Source organism: Hymenobacter coalescens, from assembly GCF_054783195.1.
On sequence record NZ_BAAGRA010000011.1, the window covers coordinates 25,240 to 45,253 of the forward strand.

General features: G+C 66.1%; 13 protein-coding genes and 1 tRNA gene. 10 read left to right on the top strand and 4 right to left on the bottom strand.

Features of this window, described 5'->3' with window-relative positions; genetic code table 11:
- Positions 1–99 precede the first annotated feature (99 nt).
- The 10 genes from ACYVKQ_RS07895 to ACYVKQ_RS07940 all read left to right on the top strand — a co-directional run bounded on the left by ACYVKQ_RS07895 (position 100) and on the right by ACYVKQ_RS07940 (position 12,156).
- Positions 100–1,482 (top strand): MATE family efflux transporter, encoded by a 1,383-nt coding sequence (locus tag ACYVKQ_RS07895; protein ID WP_460577362.1) that lies wholly within the window; start codon positions 100–102, stop codon positions 1,480–1,482.
- Between the two features lie 90 nt (positions 1,483–1,572).
- Positions 1,573–2,709 (top strand): glycosyltransferase family 4 protein, encoded by a 1,137-nt coding sequence (locus tag ACYVKQ_RS07900; protein WP_460577364.1) that lies wholly within the window; start codon positions 1,573–1,575, stop codon positions 2,707–2,709.
- 277 nt (positions 2,710–2,986) lie between these two features.
- The gene (locus ACYVKQ_RS07905) at positions 2,987–3,616 is read left to right on the top strand and encodes a polysaccharide deacetylase family protein (protein WP_460577366.1); all 630 of its coding nucleotides are present in this window, start codon (positions 2,987–2,989) and stop codon (positions 3,614–3,616) included.
- 43 nt (positions 3,617–3,659) lie between these two features.
- Complete coding sequence (locus ACYVKQ_RS07910) at positions 3,660–4,766, top strand: glycosyltransferase family protein (RefSeq protein WP_460577368.1); 1,107 nt, start codon at positions 3,660–3,662, stop codon at positions 4,764–4,766.
- A gap of 103 nt (positions 4,767–4,869) precedes the next feature.
- On the top strand, positions 4,870–5,637 hold the full coding sequence (locus tag ACYVKQ_RS07915; protein WP_460577370.1) for a TatD family hydrolase: 768 nt from the start codon (positions 4,870–4,872) through the stop codon (positions 5,635–5,637).
- Positions 5,638–5,718: 81 nt separating this feature from the next.
- Positions 5,719–6,819: an asparaginase gene (locus tag ACYVKQ_RS07920; RefSeq protein WP_460577372.1), complete on the top strand. Its 1,101-nt coding sequence runs from the start codon at positions 5,719–5,721 to the stop codon at positions 6,817–6,819.
- 53 nt (positions 6,820–6,872) lie between these two features.
- A tRNA-Ser gene (locus ACYVKQ_RS07925) sits at positions 6,873–6,960 on the top strand.
- A gap of 440 nt (positions 6,961–7,400) precedes the next feature.
- Positions 7,401–10,082 carry an ATP-binding protein gene (locus ACYVKQ_RS07930; RefSeq protein ID WP_460577374.1) on the top strand — a complete coding sequence of 894 codons (2,682 nt, stop codon included), beginning with the start codon at positions 7,401–7,403 and terminating at the stop codon, positions 10,080–10,082.
- A gap of 249 nt (positions 10,083–10,331) precedes the next feature.
- Positions 10,332–11,663 carry a glycoside hydrolase family 28 protein gene (locus ACYVKQ_RS07935; RefSeq protein ID WP_460577376.1) on the top strand — a complete coding sequence of 444 codons (1,332 nt, stop codon included), beginning with the start codon at positions 10,332–10,334 and terminating at the stop codon, positions 11,661–11,663.
- 163 nt (positions 11,664–11,826) lie between these two features.
- Positions 11,827–12,156, top strand: a complete 330-nt coding sequence (locus ACYVKQ_RS07940; protein ID WP_460577378.1) for a hypothetical protein — start codon at positions 11,827–11,829, stop codon at positions 12,154–12,156.
- Between the two features lie 138 nt (positions 12,157–12,294).
- On the opposite strand, the gene ACYVKQ_RS07945 is transcribed toward ACYVKQ_RS07940, so the two are convergent.
- The 4 genes from ACYVKQ_RS07945 to gltB form a co-directional block, all read right to left on the bottom strand.
- Positions 12,295–13,251: a glycoside hydrolase family 43 protein gene (locus ACYVKQ_RS07945; RefSeq protein ID WP_460577380.1), complete on the bottom strand. Its 957-nt coding sequence runs from the start codon at positions 13,249–13,251 to the stop codon at positions 12,295–12,297.
- A 96-nt stretch (positions 13,252–13,347) separates the two neighbouring features.
- Complete coding sequence (locus ACYVKQ_RS07950) at positions 13,348–13,764, bottom strand: EamA family transporter (RefSeq protein ID WP_460577382.1); 417 nt, start codon at positions 13,762–13,764, stop codon at positions 13,348–13,350.
- Positions 13,765–13,829: 65 nt separating this feature from the next.
- On the bottom strand, positions 13,830–15,299 hold the full coding sequence (locus ACYVKQ_RS07955) for a glutamate synthase subunit beta (protein WP_460577384.1): 1,470 nt from the start codon (positions 15,297–15,299) through the stop codon (positions 13,830–13,832).
- A gap of 182 nt (positions 15,300–15,481) precedes the next feature.
- Positions 15,482–20,005 (bottom strand): glutamate synthase family protein, encoded by a 4,524-nt coding sequence (gene gltB, locus ACYVKQ_RS07960; RefSeq protein ID WP_460577386.1) that lies wholly within the window; start codon positions 20,003–20,005, stop codon positions 15,482–15,484.
- Positions 20,006–20,014 lie beyond the last annotated feature (9 nt).

Below are 20,014 nucleotides of genomic sequence, written 5' to 3' on the forward strand. Positions count from 1 at the left end.
TACGCGCCGCTTTTTGGTAGCTTTGCGGCCCACCTAGTTTTCGGGCCCATCAAACGCTTTTTCGGAAATATCAGCCTGGCCGTACTCCTGAACCTGCTCGTGAAGCCGGGCTGGGTGGTGGCGGAGAATGCCGTGCAGGACCGCATCGGCCATACCGCCTTCGGGACGTTTGCCGCCCTGCTGAACTTTACGCTGGTGCTCGCGTCGGTGTCGGACCTGGGCATCACCCAGCATACCACCAAGCGCGTGGCGGCCGAGCCCGGCTTTCTGCCCGAGTACTTCCCCACGGTGCTCCCGCTGCGCGGGGCTCTGGGCGTGTTGTTTCTGGGCGTGATGGTAGCCGGGGGCTGGCTGATGGGCTACCGCGGCCACACGCTGACCCTGCTGGCCCTCATCGGGGTGGGGCTGCTGCTCACGCAGTACGCGCAGTTTTTGCGCGGCGCCGTGCAGGCCCACCAGCACTTTAATACCGACGCTTGGCTCTCGGTGCTCGAAAAAGCCCTGATGCTGGGCCTGGTGGTGGCCCTGCTGCCGCTCGGCATCACGCTCGACGGCTACGTGGCGGCGCGCACGGCGGCGGCGGCCTTTACTTTCGTGCTGCTGTACGCGCTGGTCACGCGGCTGTTCGGGCGGGTGCCGTGGCGCCCGCGCCGCGCCCACGTGGGCGAGCTGCTGCGCGGCAGCCTGCCCTTCGCGCTCATCACGCTGCTCTACGGCATGAATGAGCGCATCGACATGCTGATGATCGAGCGGCTCAGTTCGCCCAAGGAGGCCGGCTACTATGCCGGCGCCTACCGCTGGGTGGATGCCGTGATGATGTACCTCTGGACGGTGCTGCCGCTGTTCTTCGCCAAGTTTGCCCACGCCCTGCACCGCCCGGGCGAGCAGCGCGACCTGCTCTGGTTTGGGCAGCGCGTGGCCACGGTGCCGCTGCTGTTCGTGTGCGCCTTCGTGCTGTTTCGGGGCGAGCTGCTGTTCTTTCAGTTTCAGAACAGCAGCCCCGCCGAGCTGGCCCGCATGACCCTGTGCGCCAAGCTGCTGTTCCTGAACGTGCTCGTGCACGCCTTTTTTGCCATCTACAGCACTCTGCTCACCAGCACCTCGCACGAGCGACCGGTAAGCTGGCTGGTAACCTTGAGCATCACCCTGAACATTGGGCTGAACCTGCTGCTGCTGCCGCGCTACGGCGCCGTGGCCGGGGCGCTGAACACGCTTATCTGCGCGCTGCTCGTGTCGGGCGGGTACGTGTGGCTGGTGCAGCGCCGGGCCGGGGTGGCCGTGCCCTGGGGTTTGCTGGGGCGCCTGGGGGCCACGTTCGGCGGGCTGTGCGCGGCGTGGTACGGCCTGCAGCACCTCACCGAGTGGCACTGGATGGCCGAAAGCGTGCTGTGCGGCCTGCTGTTCGTGGGGCTGCTGTTCGCCACAGGCGTGGTGCGGGTAGGGGAGCTGCGGGCGGCGCTGCTGAAGTCGAAAGCCCGGTAACGCCGGGCGCGTTGGGTTTCGGCGCAGGCGCGGAGCGCGCTTCCGCATTCATTTCGCACATTCGACCACATTGGGCCACATTCCTGCACCTTGGATATAGCTGTCAACACCCGCTTTCTGCTGCCCGGTGACCAGCTCGAAGGCATCGGGCGCTTCACCTACGAGACGCTGCGGCGCCTGGTGCAGCAGCACCCGGCGCACACCTTTCACTTCCTCTTCGACCGCCCCTACGACCCGCGCTACCTGTTCGGGCCCAACGTGGTGGCGCACGTGCTGCGCCCGCCGGCCCGGCACCCGCTGCTGTTCGTGGCCTGGTTCGAGGGGGCCGTGGCCGCCTGGCTGCGCCGCCACCGGCCGGCCGTGCTCCTGAGCACCGATGGCTTTACCACCCTCAGCACCACGGTGCCGCGCGTAACGGTGGTGCACGATCTGGCCTTCGAACACTTTCCGCAGGACGTGAGTTGGCTGGTGCGCCAGTATTACCACTATTTTTTTCCGCGCTTCGTGCGCGCCTCGCGGCGCCTCGTGGCCGTGTCGGAAGCCACCCGGCAGGACCTGGTGCAGACCTACGGCGTCAGCCCGCAGCGCATCGACGTGGTGTACAACGCCGCCGACGCGCACTTCCGCCCCTTGCCCGAGGCCGAGCAGCCGGCGGTGCGGGCGCAGTTCAGCGGCGGCCGGCCTTACATCCTGTTCGTGGGCGCCCTGCAGCCGCGCAAAAATCTGGTGAACCTGCTCCGCGCCTTCGACCAGTTCAAAGCTCAAACCGGCTCCGACACCCAACTGCTGATCGTGGGGCGCAAGGCCTGGAAAGCCGGCCCCATCTTCGACGTGTACCAGCAGATGCAGCACCAGCAAGCCGTGCAGCTGACGGGCCGGGTGACCGATGAGGAACTGGTGCAGCTCTACGGGGCGGCCCGCGCCTGCGCCTACGTGCCCTACTTCGAGGGCTTCGGCATTCCCATCGTGGAAGCCCAGCAAAGCGGCTGCCCGGTGCTGACTTCCGACCGCAGCTCTATGCCCGAGGTGGCCGGTCTCGGCGGCGCGCTGCTCGCTGATCCGTTTTCCGTCGATGAACTGACCGCCGCCCTCACCCGCCTGGATGCCGACGAAGCGTTGCGGGCGCGGCTGCGGCAGCAGGGCCTGGAAAACGTGCGCCGCTTTAGCTGGGACGAAAGCGCGCGTCGGCTGTGGAGCAGCGTCGAAACAGCCCTGAAAGATAGATGATAATAAACTGGGTTACTAATTTAGTAAGCGAGTTTATGTAATCAACAAGGGCTTAAATACCGCGGAATTTAGCCGCAAAGGCTGCTGCGGAGGCCCGAGTGGGCCGGTAGCTGAGGCGGAGCGGTGGTAACCGGCACAAGCACCGGCCCAAGGTAGGGGAGAAACGGTGTTTTTCCGCGTCCACGTCCACATCGCTGCAAGCGGCCCGTGCCGCTGCCCGCGCTTGCGGAGTCGCCTGTACCTTCGCTTTTTCATTTGCCACTCCACTTCTCCGCCCATGCGCCTGCACCGTCTGCCCGAAGCCATGCACCGCTGGCTGCCCGGCGCCGTCTGGCAGGGCCCGCCCGCCGCTGAGCCCACCGTGTACCTGACCTTCGACGACGGCCCCATCCCGGAGGAGACACCCTGGGTGCTCGAGCAGCTGGCCCGCTTCGACGCCAAAGGCCTGTTTTTCTGCGTGGGCGACAACGTGGAGCGCCACCCCGACGTGGCCCGGCAGGTGCTGGCCGCCGGCCAGCAGCTCGGCAACCATACCCACCACCACCGCAGCGGCTGGACGACGCCCCGCGCGGAATACCTGCAGGACGTGGCCCGCTGCCAGCAGGCCCTGGAAGCCCTGCAGCCCGGTGGCCGGCGCTTTTTCCGGCCGCCCTACGGCCGCATCACGCCCGCGTTGCTGCGCACGTTGCACCCCGAGTACGAGGTGGTGATGTGGGACCTGCTCACCTGCGACTACGACCGCGGCTACGCCCCCGAGCGTTGCCTGCGCGACGCGCTGCGCCACACGCGCCCCGGCGCCATCGTGGTATTCCACGACAGCCTCAAAGCCAGCCCCAACCTGCGCTACGTGCTGCCGCGCTACCTACAGGCTCTCAGTGAGCAGGGCTACCGGTTCGGCGCGCTGTAAAAGGCCCGAAGAGAATGTGTAATTGTTGATTTCTGGTTTTCATTTGACGCCCGTTCTGCTCCTTTTTTTCCTCGGCTGGTTTGCCGTGCTGCTGGGCTCCTGGGTGCTGTTTGCGCGGCGGCGGGCCCCGCAGCCGCAGCCACTGGCCAGCCCCCCGCCCCGCGTGAGCATCTTGATTGCGGCCCGCAACGAGGAAGCCGCCATCGGCCGCTGCCTACGGAGCGTGCGGGCCCTGAACTACCCGCCCGAGTGCCTGGAGGTACTGCTCGGCGACGACGCCAGCGCCGACCAGACCGCCGCCGTAGCCGCCGCCGTCATGCAGGATTTCGCGGGTACATTTCGCATCCTGCGCATTGAGCAGACGCTGGGCGCGGCGCGGGGCAAGGCCAACGTGCTGGCTCACCTGGCCCGCGCCGCCACCGCCGATTTTTTCCTGATTACGGATGCCGACATCTGCCTGCCGACGACCTGGGTGCAGGGCCTGCTGGGGCAGTGGCGGCCGGGCATGGGCACCGTCACGGGCCTTACGCTGGTCAGCGGCCCGCGCCTGTTTCACCGCCTGCAGGGGCTCGACTGGTTGATGTCGCTGGCCCTGGTGCAGATGGTGTCGGACCGGGGGCAGCCCGTCACGGCCATGGGCAACAACATGCTCATCACTCGGGAGGCCTACGCGGCCGTGGGCGGCTACGAAAGCCTGCCGTTTTCCGTCACCGAGGACTACGAGCTGTTTCGGGCGGTGCTGGGGCGCGGTTTCGGCTGGCTGAACCTGTTCGAGCCGGCGGTGCTGGCCGAGTCCCTGCCCATCGCCACCTGGCGGCAGCTGCTGCACCAGCGGCGGCGCTGGCTGCGCGGGGTGGAGGCCCTGCCGTGGCACATCCAGCTGGGGCTGCTGTACTACGCTGGCTTTTACCCGGCGCTGCTGCTGGCCGGCTGGCACTGGGGCCTGGGCGCGGTGCTGGGCATCCTGGGGGCCAAAATGCTGGTGCAGGGCCTACTAGCGGGCAGTGCCTTCCGGCAGGTGGGGCGCCGCGCGCCGCTGCACTTGCTGCCGGCGTTCGAGCTGTACACCGTGGCCGTCACGTTTGGCCTGACGTGGTTTCGGCTCAGCCGGCGGCCGTTTGAGTGGAAGGGCCGGCGGTACTGGGAATAGCGCCGCCACCAGCCCCGGCCGGTGCTACTGGCGGCCTTTCGTAGCTTTGCCGCGGCCGCTTGGCGGCTCCCATTCGCGCATTCCGCAAAACCTGCCCTGATCCGTGATTCTGACCGATTCCCACGCCCACATCTATTCCGAGCAGTTCAAGCAGGACCGCGACGACGCCTTGGAGCGGGCCTACGCCGCCGGCGTCAGCACCATCCTGATGCCCAACATCGACCACACCAGCATCGACGTGATGCTGGAAACGGAGGCGCGGCACCCCGGCCACTGCTTCGCCATGATGGGCCTGCACCCCTGCCACGTGCTCAAGGACTTCGAGCGGGAGCTATACCGCGTGGAAGACTGGCTGGCGAAGCGCCGGTTCGTGGCGGTGGGGGAGTGCGGCGTGGATCTGTACTGGGACAAAACCACCCTGGCCTGGCAGCAGGAGGCCCTGAAGGTGCAACTGGACCTGGCCAAAAAGCACCAGCTGCCCATTGTGCTGCACACCCGCGAGGCGTTCAACGAAACCGCCGAGCTGGTGGAAGCCGCCCAGGACGGCGCGCTGACGGGCGTATTCCACTGCTTTTCGGGCTCAAAGGAGGAAGCCGAGCGCGCCGTCAAGCTGGGCTTCAAGCTTGGCATCGGCGGCGTGGCCACGTTCAAAAACGGCGGCCTCGACCAAGTGCTGCCGCACGTGGGGCTGGAGCACCTGCTGCTGGAAACCGACTGCCCCTACCTGGCGCCGGTGCCCCACCGCGGCAAGCGCAACGAGCCCAGCTACCTGCCGCTGGTGGCCCGCCGCGTGGCCGAGCTGCTCCACAAAGACGTGGAGGAAGTGGCCGAGGCTACCACCCGCAACGCCGCCGCCCTGTTCAAGCTGTGAGATGGTGAAATGGTGAGTTGACGCGCAGCTTGCCCCGCCAGAACAACAGCTCACCATTCCACCACTTCACTATTGCACTTCTTGGAGCCTCAGGTAATTGTTGATTTTCCCGCGGCGGCCGGGCAGCGGCCGGCTTCCGTGCTGGTGGTGTACACCGGCGGCACGGTGGGCATGTCGGTGAACAAGCGCGGGGAGCTGGTGCCGATGAAGTTCGGGCAGATTCAGAAGAAGATGCCGGAGCTGCGCCAGCTGGGCATGCGCGTGTCGGTGCTCAGTCTGGCCGAGCCCATCGACTCCAGCAACGTGACGCCCACCGAGTGGCTGCAGCTGGCCAGCATCCTGCAGGCGCACTACGAGGCCTACGACGGCTTCGTGGTGCTGCACGGCACCGACACCATGGCCTACTCGGCCGCGGCCCTGAGCTACCTGCTCGAAAACCTGGGCAAGCCCGTCATTTTCACGGGGGCACAGGTGCCGGTGGGCCGCATCCGCACCGATGCGCGCCGCAACCTCGTCACGGCCCTGGAAATTGCCGCCGCCCGCCACCCCCGCGCCGGCACCGTGCGCGTGCCCGAGGTGTGCGTGTTCTTCAACGACGTGCTCATTCGCGGCACCCGGGCCAAAAAAGTGGAAAGCCAGCACTACTCCGCCTTCCGGAGCGAGAATTACCCGCCGCTGGCCCGGGCCGGCATCGAGCTGGAATTCGACGATAACCTGCTGCGCCTGCTGCCCGCCAGCCCCCTGCGCGTGCACCCGCACCTCGATGACCGGGTGGTGGTGCTCAAGCTGTTTCCGGGCATCACCGAGCGTACCGTGCGCGCCATCCTCGGCGCCGACGACCTGCGCGGCTGCGTGCTCGAAACCTACGGCTCGGGCAACGCGCCCACCAGCGCGTGGTTTCTGGAGTGCCTGCGCGAAGCCACCGCCCGCGGCGTGCTCGTGCTGAACGTGAGCCAGTGCGAGGAAGGCCGCGTCATCCAGGGGCGCTACGAAACCAGCGCCCACCTCACCGACCTGGGCGTCATCGGGGGCGAGGACATTACCACCGAAGCCGCCATCACCAAGCTCATGTACGTGCTCGGCCTGGGCCACGACGCGGCCACCACGCGCCGCCTGCTGGTCAGCGACTTGCGCGGCGAAATCTCGCTTAATCAGGCCCCCAGCAGCGGTATCCGCTTGTAGCGGCTTGCGTATGTGCGAAATGCCGCGTTACTTTGCGCAGCTTTCCGCAACCTAGAGAGGTGTCCGAGTGGTCGAAGGAGCACGCCTGGAAAGTGTGTATGGCCCAAAAGGTCATCGTGGGTTCGAATCCCATCCTCTCTGCAGTAAAGCCCGTTTCCAGCTCGGAAACGGGCTTTTTGTTTTCTGAGATGCTGGTTTGATGCCCGTGCCCAGCCAATGGTTGGAGAGCGTGTAGCCAGCGGGAGAGAGTGCGGCGGGCGACGGCTGCAAAGTGCTGGTTACGGATTGGCCGGGCTGATGAGATGAAGCCCATGTCTCCAGGCAGCGGAGCGCTCCTGACTACCTTTTCAAGCCTTGGGGCAGGGCGTCACGCGTTGCTGGGCGTACCCGTAAGTGCCTGGTAGGCAGAAAGCCGGTATCTTACAAAACCATGCGCTTTTCAGGCGCACACGCTTCGCTTTTTGCCTGAAAGCACCACCTGCTGGATAGCAGCGCGGACTGCTTTTCTCAGCGACCGGCGGGGCGGCCCCTTTCAGCTCAACAAGTCCACGCTTGCCTTCCCGGCTGGTGCACCCTACTCAATGAAGGAAAGCGAAAAGAACTACTGGCGCTTGCTGGCAGCGAGCCAGACGTTGCTGGTCACCGTAGACCACCAGGGCCGCATCCGGCACTTCAACGAGGCTGCGGTGGCCCTGACGGGCGTGGAGCGTGCCGCCTTGCCGGGGGCCGATTGGTTTTCCTTGTTTACCGAGCCGGAAGTCGTGCGCCAGGCTTACCAGGAGGCCCTGGCCAACGGGACGGGCAGCCACGCATCGGGTACGCTTCGCCATGCCAACGGCACGCGGACGGCGGTGCTGGTCGACTGCTTGGTGACCGAGGCCGGGCAGGGCACGGTGTTCGTGGCCCGGGAAGCGGCCGCCGCGCATAACTGGGCGACGGAGCTGGGCCTGGCCAACCAGGAACTCGCCTTCCGGAACGACGAGAAAGAAAAGCGCGCGGCCGAGCTCAGTATTGCCAACCAGGAACTGGCGTTTCAGAATGCCGAAAAGGAAAAACGGGCGCAGGAGTTGCTCGTCGCAAATGCGGAGCTGGCCTTCCAGAACGAGGAAAAAGAGAAACGGGCGCAGGAATTAAGCCTGGCCAACGTGGAGCTGGCTTTTCAGAACGAGGAGAAGGAGAAGCGCGCGGCCGAATTGGTCATTGCTAACCACGAGCTGGCCTTTCAAAACGAAGAAAAAGTAAAGCGAGCAGCCGAGTTGCGCGTGGCCAATTACGCCCGGGGCCTGATCGAAGCCAGCCGCGACCCGCTGGTCACCATCAGTCCGGCCGGAAAAATCACGGACCTGAACCAGGCCACCGTAAACATCACCGGCCTGGACCGGGCCCGGCTGATCGGCTCCGATTTCTTCGTGTACTTCACCGACCCGCAGATGGCCCGCGAGGTGTACCAGGAAGTGTTTGCCCAGGGCTCGGTAGCCGATGCGCCCCTCACCGTGCGCCACCGGAACGGGCAGCTGACGGACGTGCTCTTCAACGGCTCGGTGTACCACAACGACGCCGGCCAGGTGCTGGGCGTGGTGGTGGTGGCCCGCGACGTGACCGAGCAGAAACGCATTGCCACGGAGCTGATTGAGGCCCGGTTCGCGGCCGAACGGGCCACGGTGTTGGCCGAGGAAGCCCGCGCCAAGGCCGAAAGTGCGGTGCAGGCCAAGCAGCAGTTCCTCAGCAACATGAGCCATGAAATTCGGACGCCCATGAATGCCATCATCGGCTTTACGAAGGTGCTGCTGAACACCGAGCTGAGCAGCCGGCAACGCGAATACCTAACGGCCATCCGGCTCAGCGGCGACACGCTGATCGTGCTCATCAACGACATTCTGGATCTGGCGAAGGTGGATGCGGGCAAGATGACCTTCGAGCAGATTCCGTTCCGGCTGGCCGCTTCGGTGGCGGCCATGGTACACCTGTTCGAAGCCAAAAGCCAGGAAAAGAACCTGAAGCTGGCGCTCGACTACGACGCGCGCATCCCGGATGTGCTGCTGGGCGACCCGGTGCGCCTGCACCAGGTGATTCTCAACCTGGTGAGCAACGCCGTCAAGTTTACCCGCGAAGGCTCCGTCACCGTGGCCGTGCGTATGCTGGTGCAGGATCCGGGCCACGTCATCCTGGAGTTTTCCGTCACCGATACCGGCATTGGCATCGACGAATCCCAGCTGAGCACGGTCTTCGACGACTTTCAGCAGGCCAGCAGCGGCACCACCCGCCTGTACGGCGGCACGGGGCTGGGCCTGGCCATCGTCAAGAACCTGGTGGAGGCGCAGGGCGGTACCGTACACGTGAAAAGCCGGATGGGTGCCGGCTCGACCTTCAGCTGCATCCTGCGTTTTGGGAAAACCACCGAACAGCCGGACGCGGATTTGCCCCAGGCCATCGAGCTGGAACCCGGGCTGCAGAACGTCCACATCCTGGTGGTGGAAGACATTGCCCTGAACCAGCTGCTGATGAAAACCCTGCTGGAGGACTTCGGCTTTCGCATGGACGTGGCCACCGACGGGAAAATGGCCATTGAGAAGCTGCGCACCACTGGCTACGACCTGGTGCTCATGGACCTGCAGATGCCGGTGATGAACGGCTTCCAGGCCACGGAATACATCCGCCAGGAGCTGCGCCTGACCGTGCCCATTATTGCGCTGACGGCCGATGTGACGTCGGTGGACGTGGAGAAATGCCGGGCTGCGGGCATGAATGACTACCTCTCCAAGCCCATCGATGACAAGCTGCTCTACCGCAAAATCGTCAAATACCTGAAGCAGGGCGCCCCTGATTCCCCCGTCGGGGCGGGCCCGGGCGGCGGGCCGGCCAGCCCCTCCACCTGCGTCAACTTTGACTACCTGAAACGCATCACCAAAAGCGACGCGCGCATGGCGGAAATGATTGGCCTCTACCTGCAGGAGATTCCGCAGCTGGTGCAGGCCATGAAGAAGGCCATTGCCGAAAAAGACTGGCTGGCCCTGAAGCACGCCGCGCACTCGCTCATCCCCACTTTTGCCACCGTAGGCATGCCAGCCGAATTCGAGGCCCTCACCAAATCCATCCAGGGCCTGGCCGAAAACCTGTTGTCCAGCGGTGCCCCAGCCAGCCAGGAAACGATGATCGGACTCCTGTCTTCCTTTGCGCAGATCGAAACCGTCTGCGCCCGCGCCGCCCTCGAACTGGAGGCAAAACAGCTTTTGCTCACGCCACCTGCGCGGGAAACAAAATAGAACCGGTGCATCTGCCGCAGCGCCGCCGGGCGTGGCCGCCTCAAGGCACGGGCAATGCCCCGGGGGTGGGGGTGGGCTTTTCTGGCCTGGCGGCATGTTCGCAGACCGGTAGTGGGCAGAGCCGCATGCAGGCCAAGGTTGTCGGAGGCTGCGGCCCGGCTGGTGTACGCTGCTCCCAGCAGGTAACTACAGAACAGTAGACCCAAGGCGACGCTGCTTCTTTACAATATCCATCCAGCTGCCCGCCCCATGAAAGTTCTGCTTGCGTTGCTCCCGCTGATTCTGCCCGCCTTCTTTTGGCCCTTCCCGGCCGAGGTGCCCGCGCGGAAAGCCGCCGCGCCCAAAGAGTACGTCATCACGGCCTTCGGGGCCGGCACCGACAGCACCCAGCTCAGCACCGCGGCCATTCAGCGCACCATCGACAAGGCGCACGCGGCGGGCGGCGGCACGGTGGTGGTGCCCCGCGGGGTATTCTTGAGCGGAGCGTTGTTTTTCAAGCCCAAGACGCAGCTGCGCCTGCAGGCCGGGGCCAGGCTCAAGGGCTCCGACAACATTGCGCATTACCCGCTGATTCCGTCGCGGATGGAAGGCCAGAGCCAGGAGTATTACGCGGCGCTCGTCAACGCCTACCAGGTGAACGGCTTTCGGGTGACGGGGCCGGGCACCATCGACGGCAACGGGCTCCGGTTCTGGAAAACCTTCTGGGCGCACCGCGACTCGATGCAGAAACTCGGCAAGTCGTCGACCAACCTGGAGGTGCACCGGCCGCGCCTGCTCTTTATCTGGGGCTGCAACAACGTGACCATCAAAGACGTGAAGCTGCGCGACGCGGGCTTCTGGACCACGCACCTGTACCAGTGCAACGACGTGCTGATCGAGGGCTGCGACATTCGTTCCCCGTTCCGGCCGGTGCGCGCCCCCAGCACCGATGCCGTGGACATCGACGTGTGCAAGCGGGTGACCGTGCGCAACTGCTACATCTCCGTCAACGACGACGGCATTGTGATGAAGGGCGGCAAGGGCCCCAACGCGCACAAGCTGCCGGAAAACGGGGCGGTGGAGGACATCCTGATCGAAAACTGCACGTTCGGGGAAGTGCACGCGGCCGTCACCTGCGGTAGCGAATCCATCCACGCCAACCGCATCACGGTGCGCAACTGCCGGGTGGACAACGACCGGCCGCTGCTGCTCTTCAAGATGCGCCCCGACACGTACCAGGTTTACGAGAACATCACCGTGGACAACGTGACCGGGCGCTGCGGCACCATCGTCACGCTCTCGCCCTGGACGCAGTTCTTCAACATGGCCGGCAGCACGGAAAAGCCCTTCGGCACCATCCGCAACATCACCATTTCCAACGTGAAGGTGCAGTGCAAGCAGTTTGCGGTGCTCAATGGCAACCCCACCGACAAGGTGTCCAACATCACCTTTAAAAACGTGGACGCCACGGCGGCAACGCCCGCTTTTCCCAACAAGTACCCGGACGTGAAATTCCTCAACGTGACGCTTAATGGGACCCCGCTGCACACCGCGCAGGCGGTGCGGGAAGGGCCGGAGGTGAAACCCCTCAAGGCGGATTAGGGCCTTGCCCCGCGCGGTGGCCCGGGCCCGTCCGGGCAGCGCGGCCCGCGGTTGGGGCCCCGTCCTTTTCGGCCCGCCGGAACGCCGGGCCGCAGCCTTCCGTATGACGAGGGGGTAGCCCGCCGCCGTAGCGGCTGCCCTTTCACTTCACCTTGCTACCCTCATGGCCCACACGCCTGACCACACCAGCACCCCCCAGCCCGACGCGGCCAACGAGCCGACGCGGCCGGCCGCATCCAACAGCGGCGCCAACGACAACCCGGACGAGTTCAGCGAATTCCGGAAGAAGGATGCTCCGCCCACCGAGAATTACGCCAGCGAGAGCAACCAGGCCGACCCCGCTCAGCAGCCCGGCCACGTAGAACAAAACCAGAACCCCGAGGCGGTTGCCGCCGCCCAAAACGCCGGCACCGACGAGCAGCGCGCGGCCTGGAAGGCCGACGACCCGCGCTACGGCAGCGGCCCCCGCCCCGCCTCGGGCGACGAAAAATAACCGTTGCGGCCACCGTTGCCGCTTATGCACGAATCCGCCCTGGCCCGCTCGTTCGCGGCTCGCCAGGGCGGATTTTTGTTGCACGGGCGCTGGTAACTCCCGCGCTGCAGCGGCCGGAGCTGCCCCCGAAAAAGGACGCTACGGCCCGGCCGGGGCCTGCTGCAGGCGGGCCAGCTCGCGGCGGGTGATACGCAGCACGGTGCCGTGCCGGGCGCCCTTGGGAAACTGCACCTGCTCGGAAACATCCGTCCAGTGCTCCAGGTCGGTGGAGGCGACGGCGCCGTACCGATGGTCGCGGTACTTATCGAAGTACACCAGCCACTGGCGGCCGAGCCGAATGGCCGTGGGGCCCTCGGCCCAGTACCGGCCGGTGATGGGGGCGGAGGGCGGTCCGAAGGGTCCGGGCAGCCGATCAGCGAAGGCCACGCGCAGGTTTTTCTGGGCCGGTTCGCGCGTTTCGTCCTTCAGAAACATCACGTAGCCCTTGCCCGCGGGCTGAATGGTGGCGTCAATCACGTTGAAGCCCGGGTCGTACAGCAGCCGGGCCGGGGAGTACGTCTGGAAATCCTTCGTGGCGACGTAGTAAATGCGGTGGTTGAGGCCGTTTTCCAGGGCGCTTTCGCCCGCCGCAAACCGGCCCGGAATGGTCGTGGCCCAGTAGATAAGGTACTGCTTCCCCCGGGGGGCGTAGGTGATTTCCGGGGCCCAGCAGTTGCGGGCCGTGGGTTCGGCGGCCATCACCGGCACGTCTTGCTGCGGGCTCCAGTGGATCAGGTCGGCCGACGACGCGTAGCCGATGCCGCGCTCGTGCCAGCTGGTGGTCCACACCAAGTGGAACCGTCCGTCCCGGCCGCGGATGAGGCATGGGTCCCGCATGAGGCGGTCCTGGCTCACGGCCGGTCGGAGAAAGGACTGGTCGTTGCGCAGCGCCGTCCACTGGTAGCCGTCGGGGCTGCTGGCCAGGTGCAGGCCGTCTTCGCCGTTGCCCTTAAAGTAGGCAAACAGCAGCGCTTCGTTTTTCTTGAGCGGCTGTTGCGCGCTGGCTGGCCGGGCGGTGAGCAGTAGCGCAGCGGCAAGGAGTGGGAGGGCTCGCATCGGGAAGAAGTCAGGTCAGGGATGCCAGCAACTTACGCCTTGGCCTGGGTCTCGGCCCTCCTGCCCCGACCTGCCCCGGGCGGTCCTTTAGGCGCCTCACGCCCAGATCAGCACCAGCGTACCCACAATAATCAGCCCGGCACCCAGGCCGGTTTGCCACGTGAGCCGCTCGCCCAGAAAAGCTACCGACAGCACAATGGCCAGCGCCACGCTAAGCTTGTCGACGGGCGCCACCTGCGAGACCCGGCCCAGCTGCAGCGCCTTGAAGTAAAACAGCCACGAAAGGCCCGTGGCCAGCCCCGACAGCCCGAGAAACAGCAGGTTGTCGCGCGAGAGCGTGGCTACCTGCCCCAGCCCGCCGCGAACCCCGACCACGGCCCAGGCCAGCACCAGCACCACAGCCGTGCGCACGGCCGTGGCCAGGTTGGAATCCACGCCTTTGATACCGACTTTGGCCAGTACGGCCGTCAGGGCGGCGAAGAATGCAGAGAGCAGGGCGTAAATCCACCACATGGTTGCGGGTTGATAATGGCCAGGCTCTCCATACGGCATTTGGGGGCAGCAGGGAGGTCCGTGGCTTAGGCAAACATGCCCACCGCGTTCTTGCTCGGCAGGGCCGTTTTGCCGGTCAGAAACACGTCGACCTGCCGGGCGGCTTCGCGGCCTTCCGAAATGGCCCAGACCACCAGGGACTGGCCCCGGCGCATGTCGCCGGCCACGAACACCTTGGCTACGCTGGTCTGGTAGTCGCGCTCCGAGGCCAGCACGTTGCCGCGCGCGTCCAGAACCACGCCGAGCTGCTGCAGCAGGCCTTCGTACTGCGGGGCGGTAAAGCCCAGGGCCAGCAGCACCCGCTGGCAGGGAATCTCGCGCTCCGAGCCTTCGATTTCCGCATAGCCGAGGCGGCGCCCGAGCACGTCGGTTTCCCAGGTGATGTCGGAAACCAGCAGGGCGCGCACCTGGCCGTGTTCGTCGCCGAGGAAGGCCTTGGTTTTGATGCCCCAGTAACGCTGGCAGCCTTCCTCGTGCGAGCTGCTGCTCCGGAAAATGGCCGGCTCCTGCGGCCAGGGCGTGTGCGCCGGTCGCTCGGTGCCGGGCTGGTGCATCTGGGCGAACTGCGTGACGGAGCGGGCCCGCTGGCGGTTGGCCGTGCCCACGCAGTCGGAGCCCGTGTCGCCGCTGCCAATAACCACCACGTCCTCGTCTTCACTCCAGAGCGCCTCGCCGTCGACGGGCAAACCGGCCACGCGGCGGTTGTGCTGCGTGAGGTAGTCCATGGCGAAATGAACGCCCCGCAGCTCGCGGCCGGGGATGGGCAGGTCGCGCGGGACCAGGGCCCCGCCGGCTAGCACCACCGCGTCGAAGTCGCGCAGCAACGCATCCGCTGGCATATCCCGGCCCACCTCCACCGAACAGCGGAACTGTACGCCGTCTTGTTCCAGCAGCGCGAGGCGCCGGTCGATAACCCACTTTTCGAGCTTAAAATCGGGCACGCCGTAGCGCAGCAGCCCGCCGGGCCGGTCGTCGCGCTCAAACACCGTGACGGCGTGCCCGGCCCTGCTGAGCTGGGCGGCCGCGGCCAGCCCGGCTGGTCCCGAGCCCACCACCGCCACCGTTCGGCCCGACTTGAGCACCGGCGCGGCGGGCCGCACGTAGCCCTTGGCAAAGGCCAGCTCGATGATGTGCTTCTCGATTTCTTCGATGGCTACCGGCGCCCGATTGATGCTCAGCACGCAGGCCGACTCGCAGGGCGCGGGGCAAATGCGCCCCGTGAATTCGGGAAAGTTGTTGGTGGAGGCGAGGATCTGGTAGGCCTGCTCCCAGTCCTGCCGGTGCACCGCGTCGTTGAACTCGGGAATGATGTTGCCCAGCGGACAGCCCGCGTGGCAGAACGGGATGCCGCAGTCCATGCAGCGGCCCGCCTGCCGGGTGAGCTGGCCTTCCGCGTACTGGCCGACAAACTCCGCGTTGTGCTGCACGCGCTCCTGCGGAGCGGCCTTGGCCGGCAGCTCCCGCTCAAATTCCTTGAAACCGGTAATGTGTCCCATCGTCGGGGGCTATTTAGGCCGTCATGCAGAGGCGTAGCCGAAGCATCTTGCTGAATAGTAATTCCTGATTGTAGGGTTTACTATCCGTCGTCAGCACGCGAGATTGGCTAGCGCCTTCCTTCGGGTCCTCGACTGCGCTCGGAATGACGTTCTGGGTTAATTCAATTTTTGCTGCTTTTGACTTATCGTTCGGCCGGCTCGTAGCGCGCCGCCTGCAGCACCTTCTTGTACTCTGAGGGAAATACCTTCACGAAGCGCGGGGCTTCCTCGGCCCAGTTGTCGAGCAGGAAGGCGGCACGGCGGGAGCCGGTGAGCTGCCCGTGCCGGTGCAGCAGGTGCCGGATCTGGTCTTCGTCGTCGGCGTCGAGCGGGTCGAGCTCCACCATTTCCCGGTTGCAGTTGGCCGGGAACGTGCCGTCCGGGTCGTACACCCAGGCAATGCCGCCGCTCATGCCGGCGGCAAAGTTGCGCCCGGTGCGGCCCAGGATGAGCGCCCGGCCACCGGTCATGTACTCGCAGCCATGGTCGCCCACGCCCTCCACCACCGCCGTGGCGCCGGAGTTGCGCACCGCAAACCGTTCCCCGGCCTGCCCGCGCACGAACAGCTCGCCGGAGGTAGCCCCGTACAGGGCCACGTTGCCGAGGATGATGTTCTGCTCGGGCACGAAGCGCGCGTCAGGGGCGGGGTAAATGGCCAGCTGCGCGCCCGAAAGGCCCTTGCCCACGTAGTCGTTGGCCTCGCCTTCGAGGCTAAACGAGAGGCCTTTGGCGCAGAACGCCCCGAAGCTTTGGCCCGCCGAGCCGCGGAACGTGTAGTTGATGGTGCCCGCGGGCAGGCCGGCGCCGTGGTAGCGCTTGGTTACTTCGTTGCTGAGCAGGGTGCCGATGGTGCGGTCGGTGTTGTGCACCGCGAAGCTGGCAAACACGGGCAGCCGCTCGTGCAGGGCCGGTTGCGCTTCGTGCAGCAGCTGCCAGTCGAGAATCCCGGCCAGCCCGTGGTCCTGTTCTTCGCTGTGGTAGAGCGTGCCGCCCGAGGGGTTGGGCACGGGCTGCAGCAGACCGTCGAGGTTCAGCGTGCGGGCCTTCCAGTGCGTCAGGTCCGCGCGCAGCTTCAGAAACTGCGGCCGGCCCACCATCTCGTTCACGGTGCGGAAGCCCAGCTCGGCCATGATTTCGCGCAGCTCCTCGGCCAGGAAGCGGAACAGGTTCACGATGTGCTCGGGCTGCCCGGTAAACAGCCGCCGTAGCTCCGGGTCCTGGGTAGCCACGCCCACCGGGCAGGTGTTCAGGTGGCACTTGCGCATCAAAATGCAGCCGCCGGCGATGAGCGCGGCCGTGGCCACGCCCCATTCCTCGGCGCCCAGCAGGGCCGCCACGGCCAGGTCGCGGCCGGTCTTGATTTGCCCGTCGGCCTGCAGCACCACCCGGCTGCGCAGCTGGTTGCGCACCAGGGTCTGGTGCGCTTCGGCCAGGCCCAGTTCCCAGGGCAGGCCGGCGTGCTTGATGGAGGAGATAGGGGAGGCGCCGGTGCCGCCGTCGTAGCCCGCCACGAGGATGACGTCGGCGTGGGCCTTGGCCACGCCCGCCGCAATGGTCCCGACGCCGGCCTTCGACACCAGCTTCACGCTGATGCGGGCGGCGCGGTTGGCATTTTTCAGGTCGAAGATGAGCTGGGCCAGGTCTTCGATGGAGTAGATGTCGTGGTGGGGCGGGGGCGAAATCAGCCCCACGCCGGGCGTGGCGTGGCGTACCCGCGCAATCCACTCGTCCACCTTGTGGCCGGGCAGCTGCCCGCCTTCCCCGGGCTTGGCGCCCTGGGCCATCTTGATTTGCAGCTCGTCGGCGTTGGTCAGGTACTGGGCCGTCACGCCGAAGCGGGCCGAGGCCACCTGCTTGATGGCTGAGCGCATGGAGTCGCCCCCCGGCAGCGCTTCGTTGCGCATCGGGTCCTCGCCGCCCTCGCCGGTGTTGCTCTTGCCGCCGATGCGGTTCATGGCAATGGCCAGGGTGCTGTGCGCCTCGTGCGAGATGGAGCCGAACGACATGGCCCCGGTGGCAAAGCGCCGCATGATGCGCTCGGCCGGTTCTACCTCTGCCAGCGGAATGGCGGGCCGGTGCCGGGCAAAGTCCAGCAGGCCGCGCAGCGTAAACAGGCGCTCCGGCTGCTCGTTCACCAGCCGGGCGTAGCGCCGGTACGTCTCGTAGCTGCCGGTGCGGGTGGCGTACTGCAGCAGGTGCACGGTGTCGGGGTTGAACATGTGCGCCTCGCCGCGCCGCCGCCACTGGTAAACGCCGCCCTCGGGCAGCAGCGGTTGCTCGTCGGCGGAGGCGCTTTTAAATCCCTGAAACTGCTTGTAGAGTGTCTCGCGGGCAATTTCATCCAGGCCCAACCCGCCGATGCGCGTTACGGCGCCAGTGAAGTAGCGGTCCACCACGTCCTGGTTCAGGCCCAGGATTTCGAACACCTGCGCGCCGTGGTACGACTGCAGGGTGCTGATGCCCATCTTGGAGAAGATTTTCAGCAACCCGTCGCACACGGCCTTGAGGTAGTTTTGCCGCAGCTGCTCGTAGCTCAGGCCGGTCTTGAACTGCCCAGCGGCGTGCATGGTCTGCACCGTTGAGAGGGCCAGGTAAGGGTTGATGGCCGTGGCGCCGAAGGCCAGCAGGCAGGCAAAGTGGTGCACCTCCCACACGTCGCCGGCTTCCACCACCAGCCCCACCGAGCCGCGGTAGCCCTTGCGGATCAAATGGTGGTGCACCGCCGACACGGCCAGCAGGGACGGAATCGGGGCGTGCTTGGAGTCCAGGCCGCGGTCGGAGAGCAGCAGCACCTCGAAGCCGTCGTTTACCGCGTCCTCGGCGTAGCGGCAGAGGCGCGCGAGGCCCGCTTCTAAGGAGCCGGGCCGCCCGTCGGCCTTGAAGTAGGCGAGCAGCGTCTTGGCGTTGAACATGCCCGTGTCGATGCTGCGCAGCTTTTCCAGCTCGTGGTTCGTGAGGATGGGCTGGCGCAGGGCCACGCAGTGGCAGTGCATCTTGTCCTCGTCGAGGATGTTGCCGTTGTTGCCGATAAACGTCGCCAGGCTCATCACCAGCCGCTCCCGGATCGGGTCGATGGGCGGGTTGGTGACCTGGGCAAAGAACTGCTTGAAGTAGCTGCTGAGGTGCTGCGGCTGATCCGACAGCACCGCCAACGGCACATCCACGCCCATGGAGCCGATAGGTTCCTTGCCCTCCAGCGCCATCGGCGTGATGATGGCGTCGATGTCCTCGCGGGTGTAGCCAAACACCTGGTGGTACTTGAACACGGCGTCGGCCGCCAGGTCCGTAAAGACCTGCCGCGGCTCGGGCAACTCCTCCAGGCGGATCTGGTACTCATCCAGCCACTGTCCGTAGGGCTGCTGCCGCGCCGCGCGGGCCTTCAGCTCCTCGTCGGTAATAATCTCGCCGGCCTGCGTGTCGATGAGCAGCATCTTGCCGGGCTGCAGGCGGCCTTTGCGGGTGATGGAGGCCTCCGGGAGGGGCAGCACGCCGGTTTCGGAAGCCACGAGCACGCGGCCGTCGTCGGTCAGCACGTAGCGCAGCGGGCGCAGGCCGTTGCGGTCGAGCATAGCCCCGAGCATGTTGCCGTCGGTGAAGAGGAGCGCCGCCGGGCCGTCCCAGGGCGCCATAAACGTGGCGTGGAACTCGTAAAACGCCTTTTTGAGCGGATCCATCTGGGTGTTGCCGTCCCAGGCCTCGGGCACCAGCATCATCAGCACGTGCGGCAGCGAGCGGCCCGAGTGCAGCAGCACCTCCACGATGTTGTCCAGGCAGGCCGAGTCCGACTGGTTGTTGTCGATGACCGGCAGCAGCATCTCCATTTCCTCCGCCGTGAAGTAAGGCGACGCGTAGGAGCGCACGCCGGCGTAAAACCAGTTCAGGTTGCCGCGCAGCGTGTTGATTTCGCCGTTGTGGGCCAGGTGCCGGAAGGGCTGGGCCAACTTCCACGAGGGAAACGTGTTCGTGGAAAAGCGCGAGTGCACCATGCCGAAGGCTGAGGTGACGCGCGCATCCGACAAATCCGGGAAGTAGCGGCGCACCTGGTAGGTGGTCAGCTGGCCCTTGTACACGATGGTCTTGGCCGAGAGCGAGGTGAAGTAGAAGTCGTCGCCGGCCGCGGGCACCGTTTCGGCCACCGTCTTGGTGATGAAGCGGCGCAGCACGTAGAGCTTCCGCTCGAAGTCCTCCACGGTGGCCAGCCCGGGCGGGCGCAGCACGAACACCTGCTCCATGGCCGGTTCGGCCGCCAGCGCCGTCGGGCCGATGCCCGTGGGGTCGACGGGCACCGGGCGGTAGCCCAGCACGGGCAGGCCCAGCTGCTTGCCCGCGGCGTTGATGACACTGCGGCAGGCGGCGCGGGCGGCCGTGTCTTTCGGCAAGAACAGCATGCCCACGCCGTAGCCGCCCGGCTCGGGCAGGCGGATGTTGAGCGCGGTACACTCTTCGAGGAAAAACCAGTGGGGCAGTTGCAGCAGCAGGCCGGCGCCGTCGCCGGAGTCCGCGTCGCAGCCGCAGGCGCCGCGGTGCTCCATGTTTTCGAGCATGGTCAGCGCGTCGGCAATGATCTGGTGAGACTTCTGCCCGTTGAGATACGCAATAAAGCCGGTACCACAGGCGTCGTGCTCGAACTCAGGGCGGTAGAGGCCCTGGGGTTGAGGAGGCGTCATCGGAGGGAA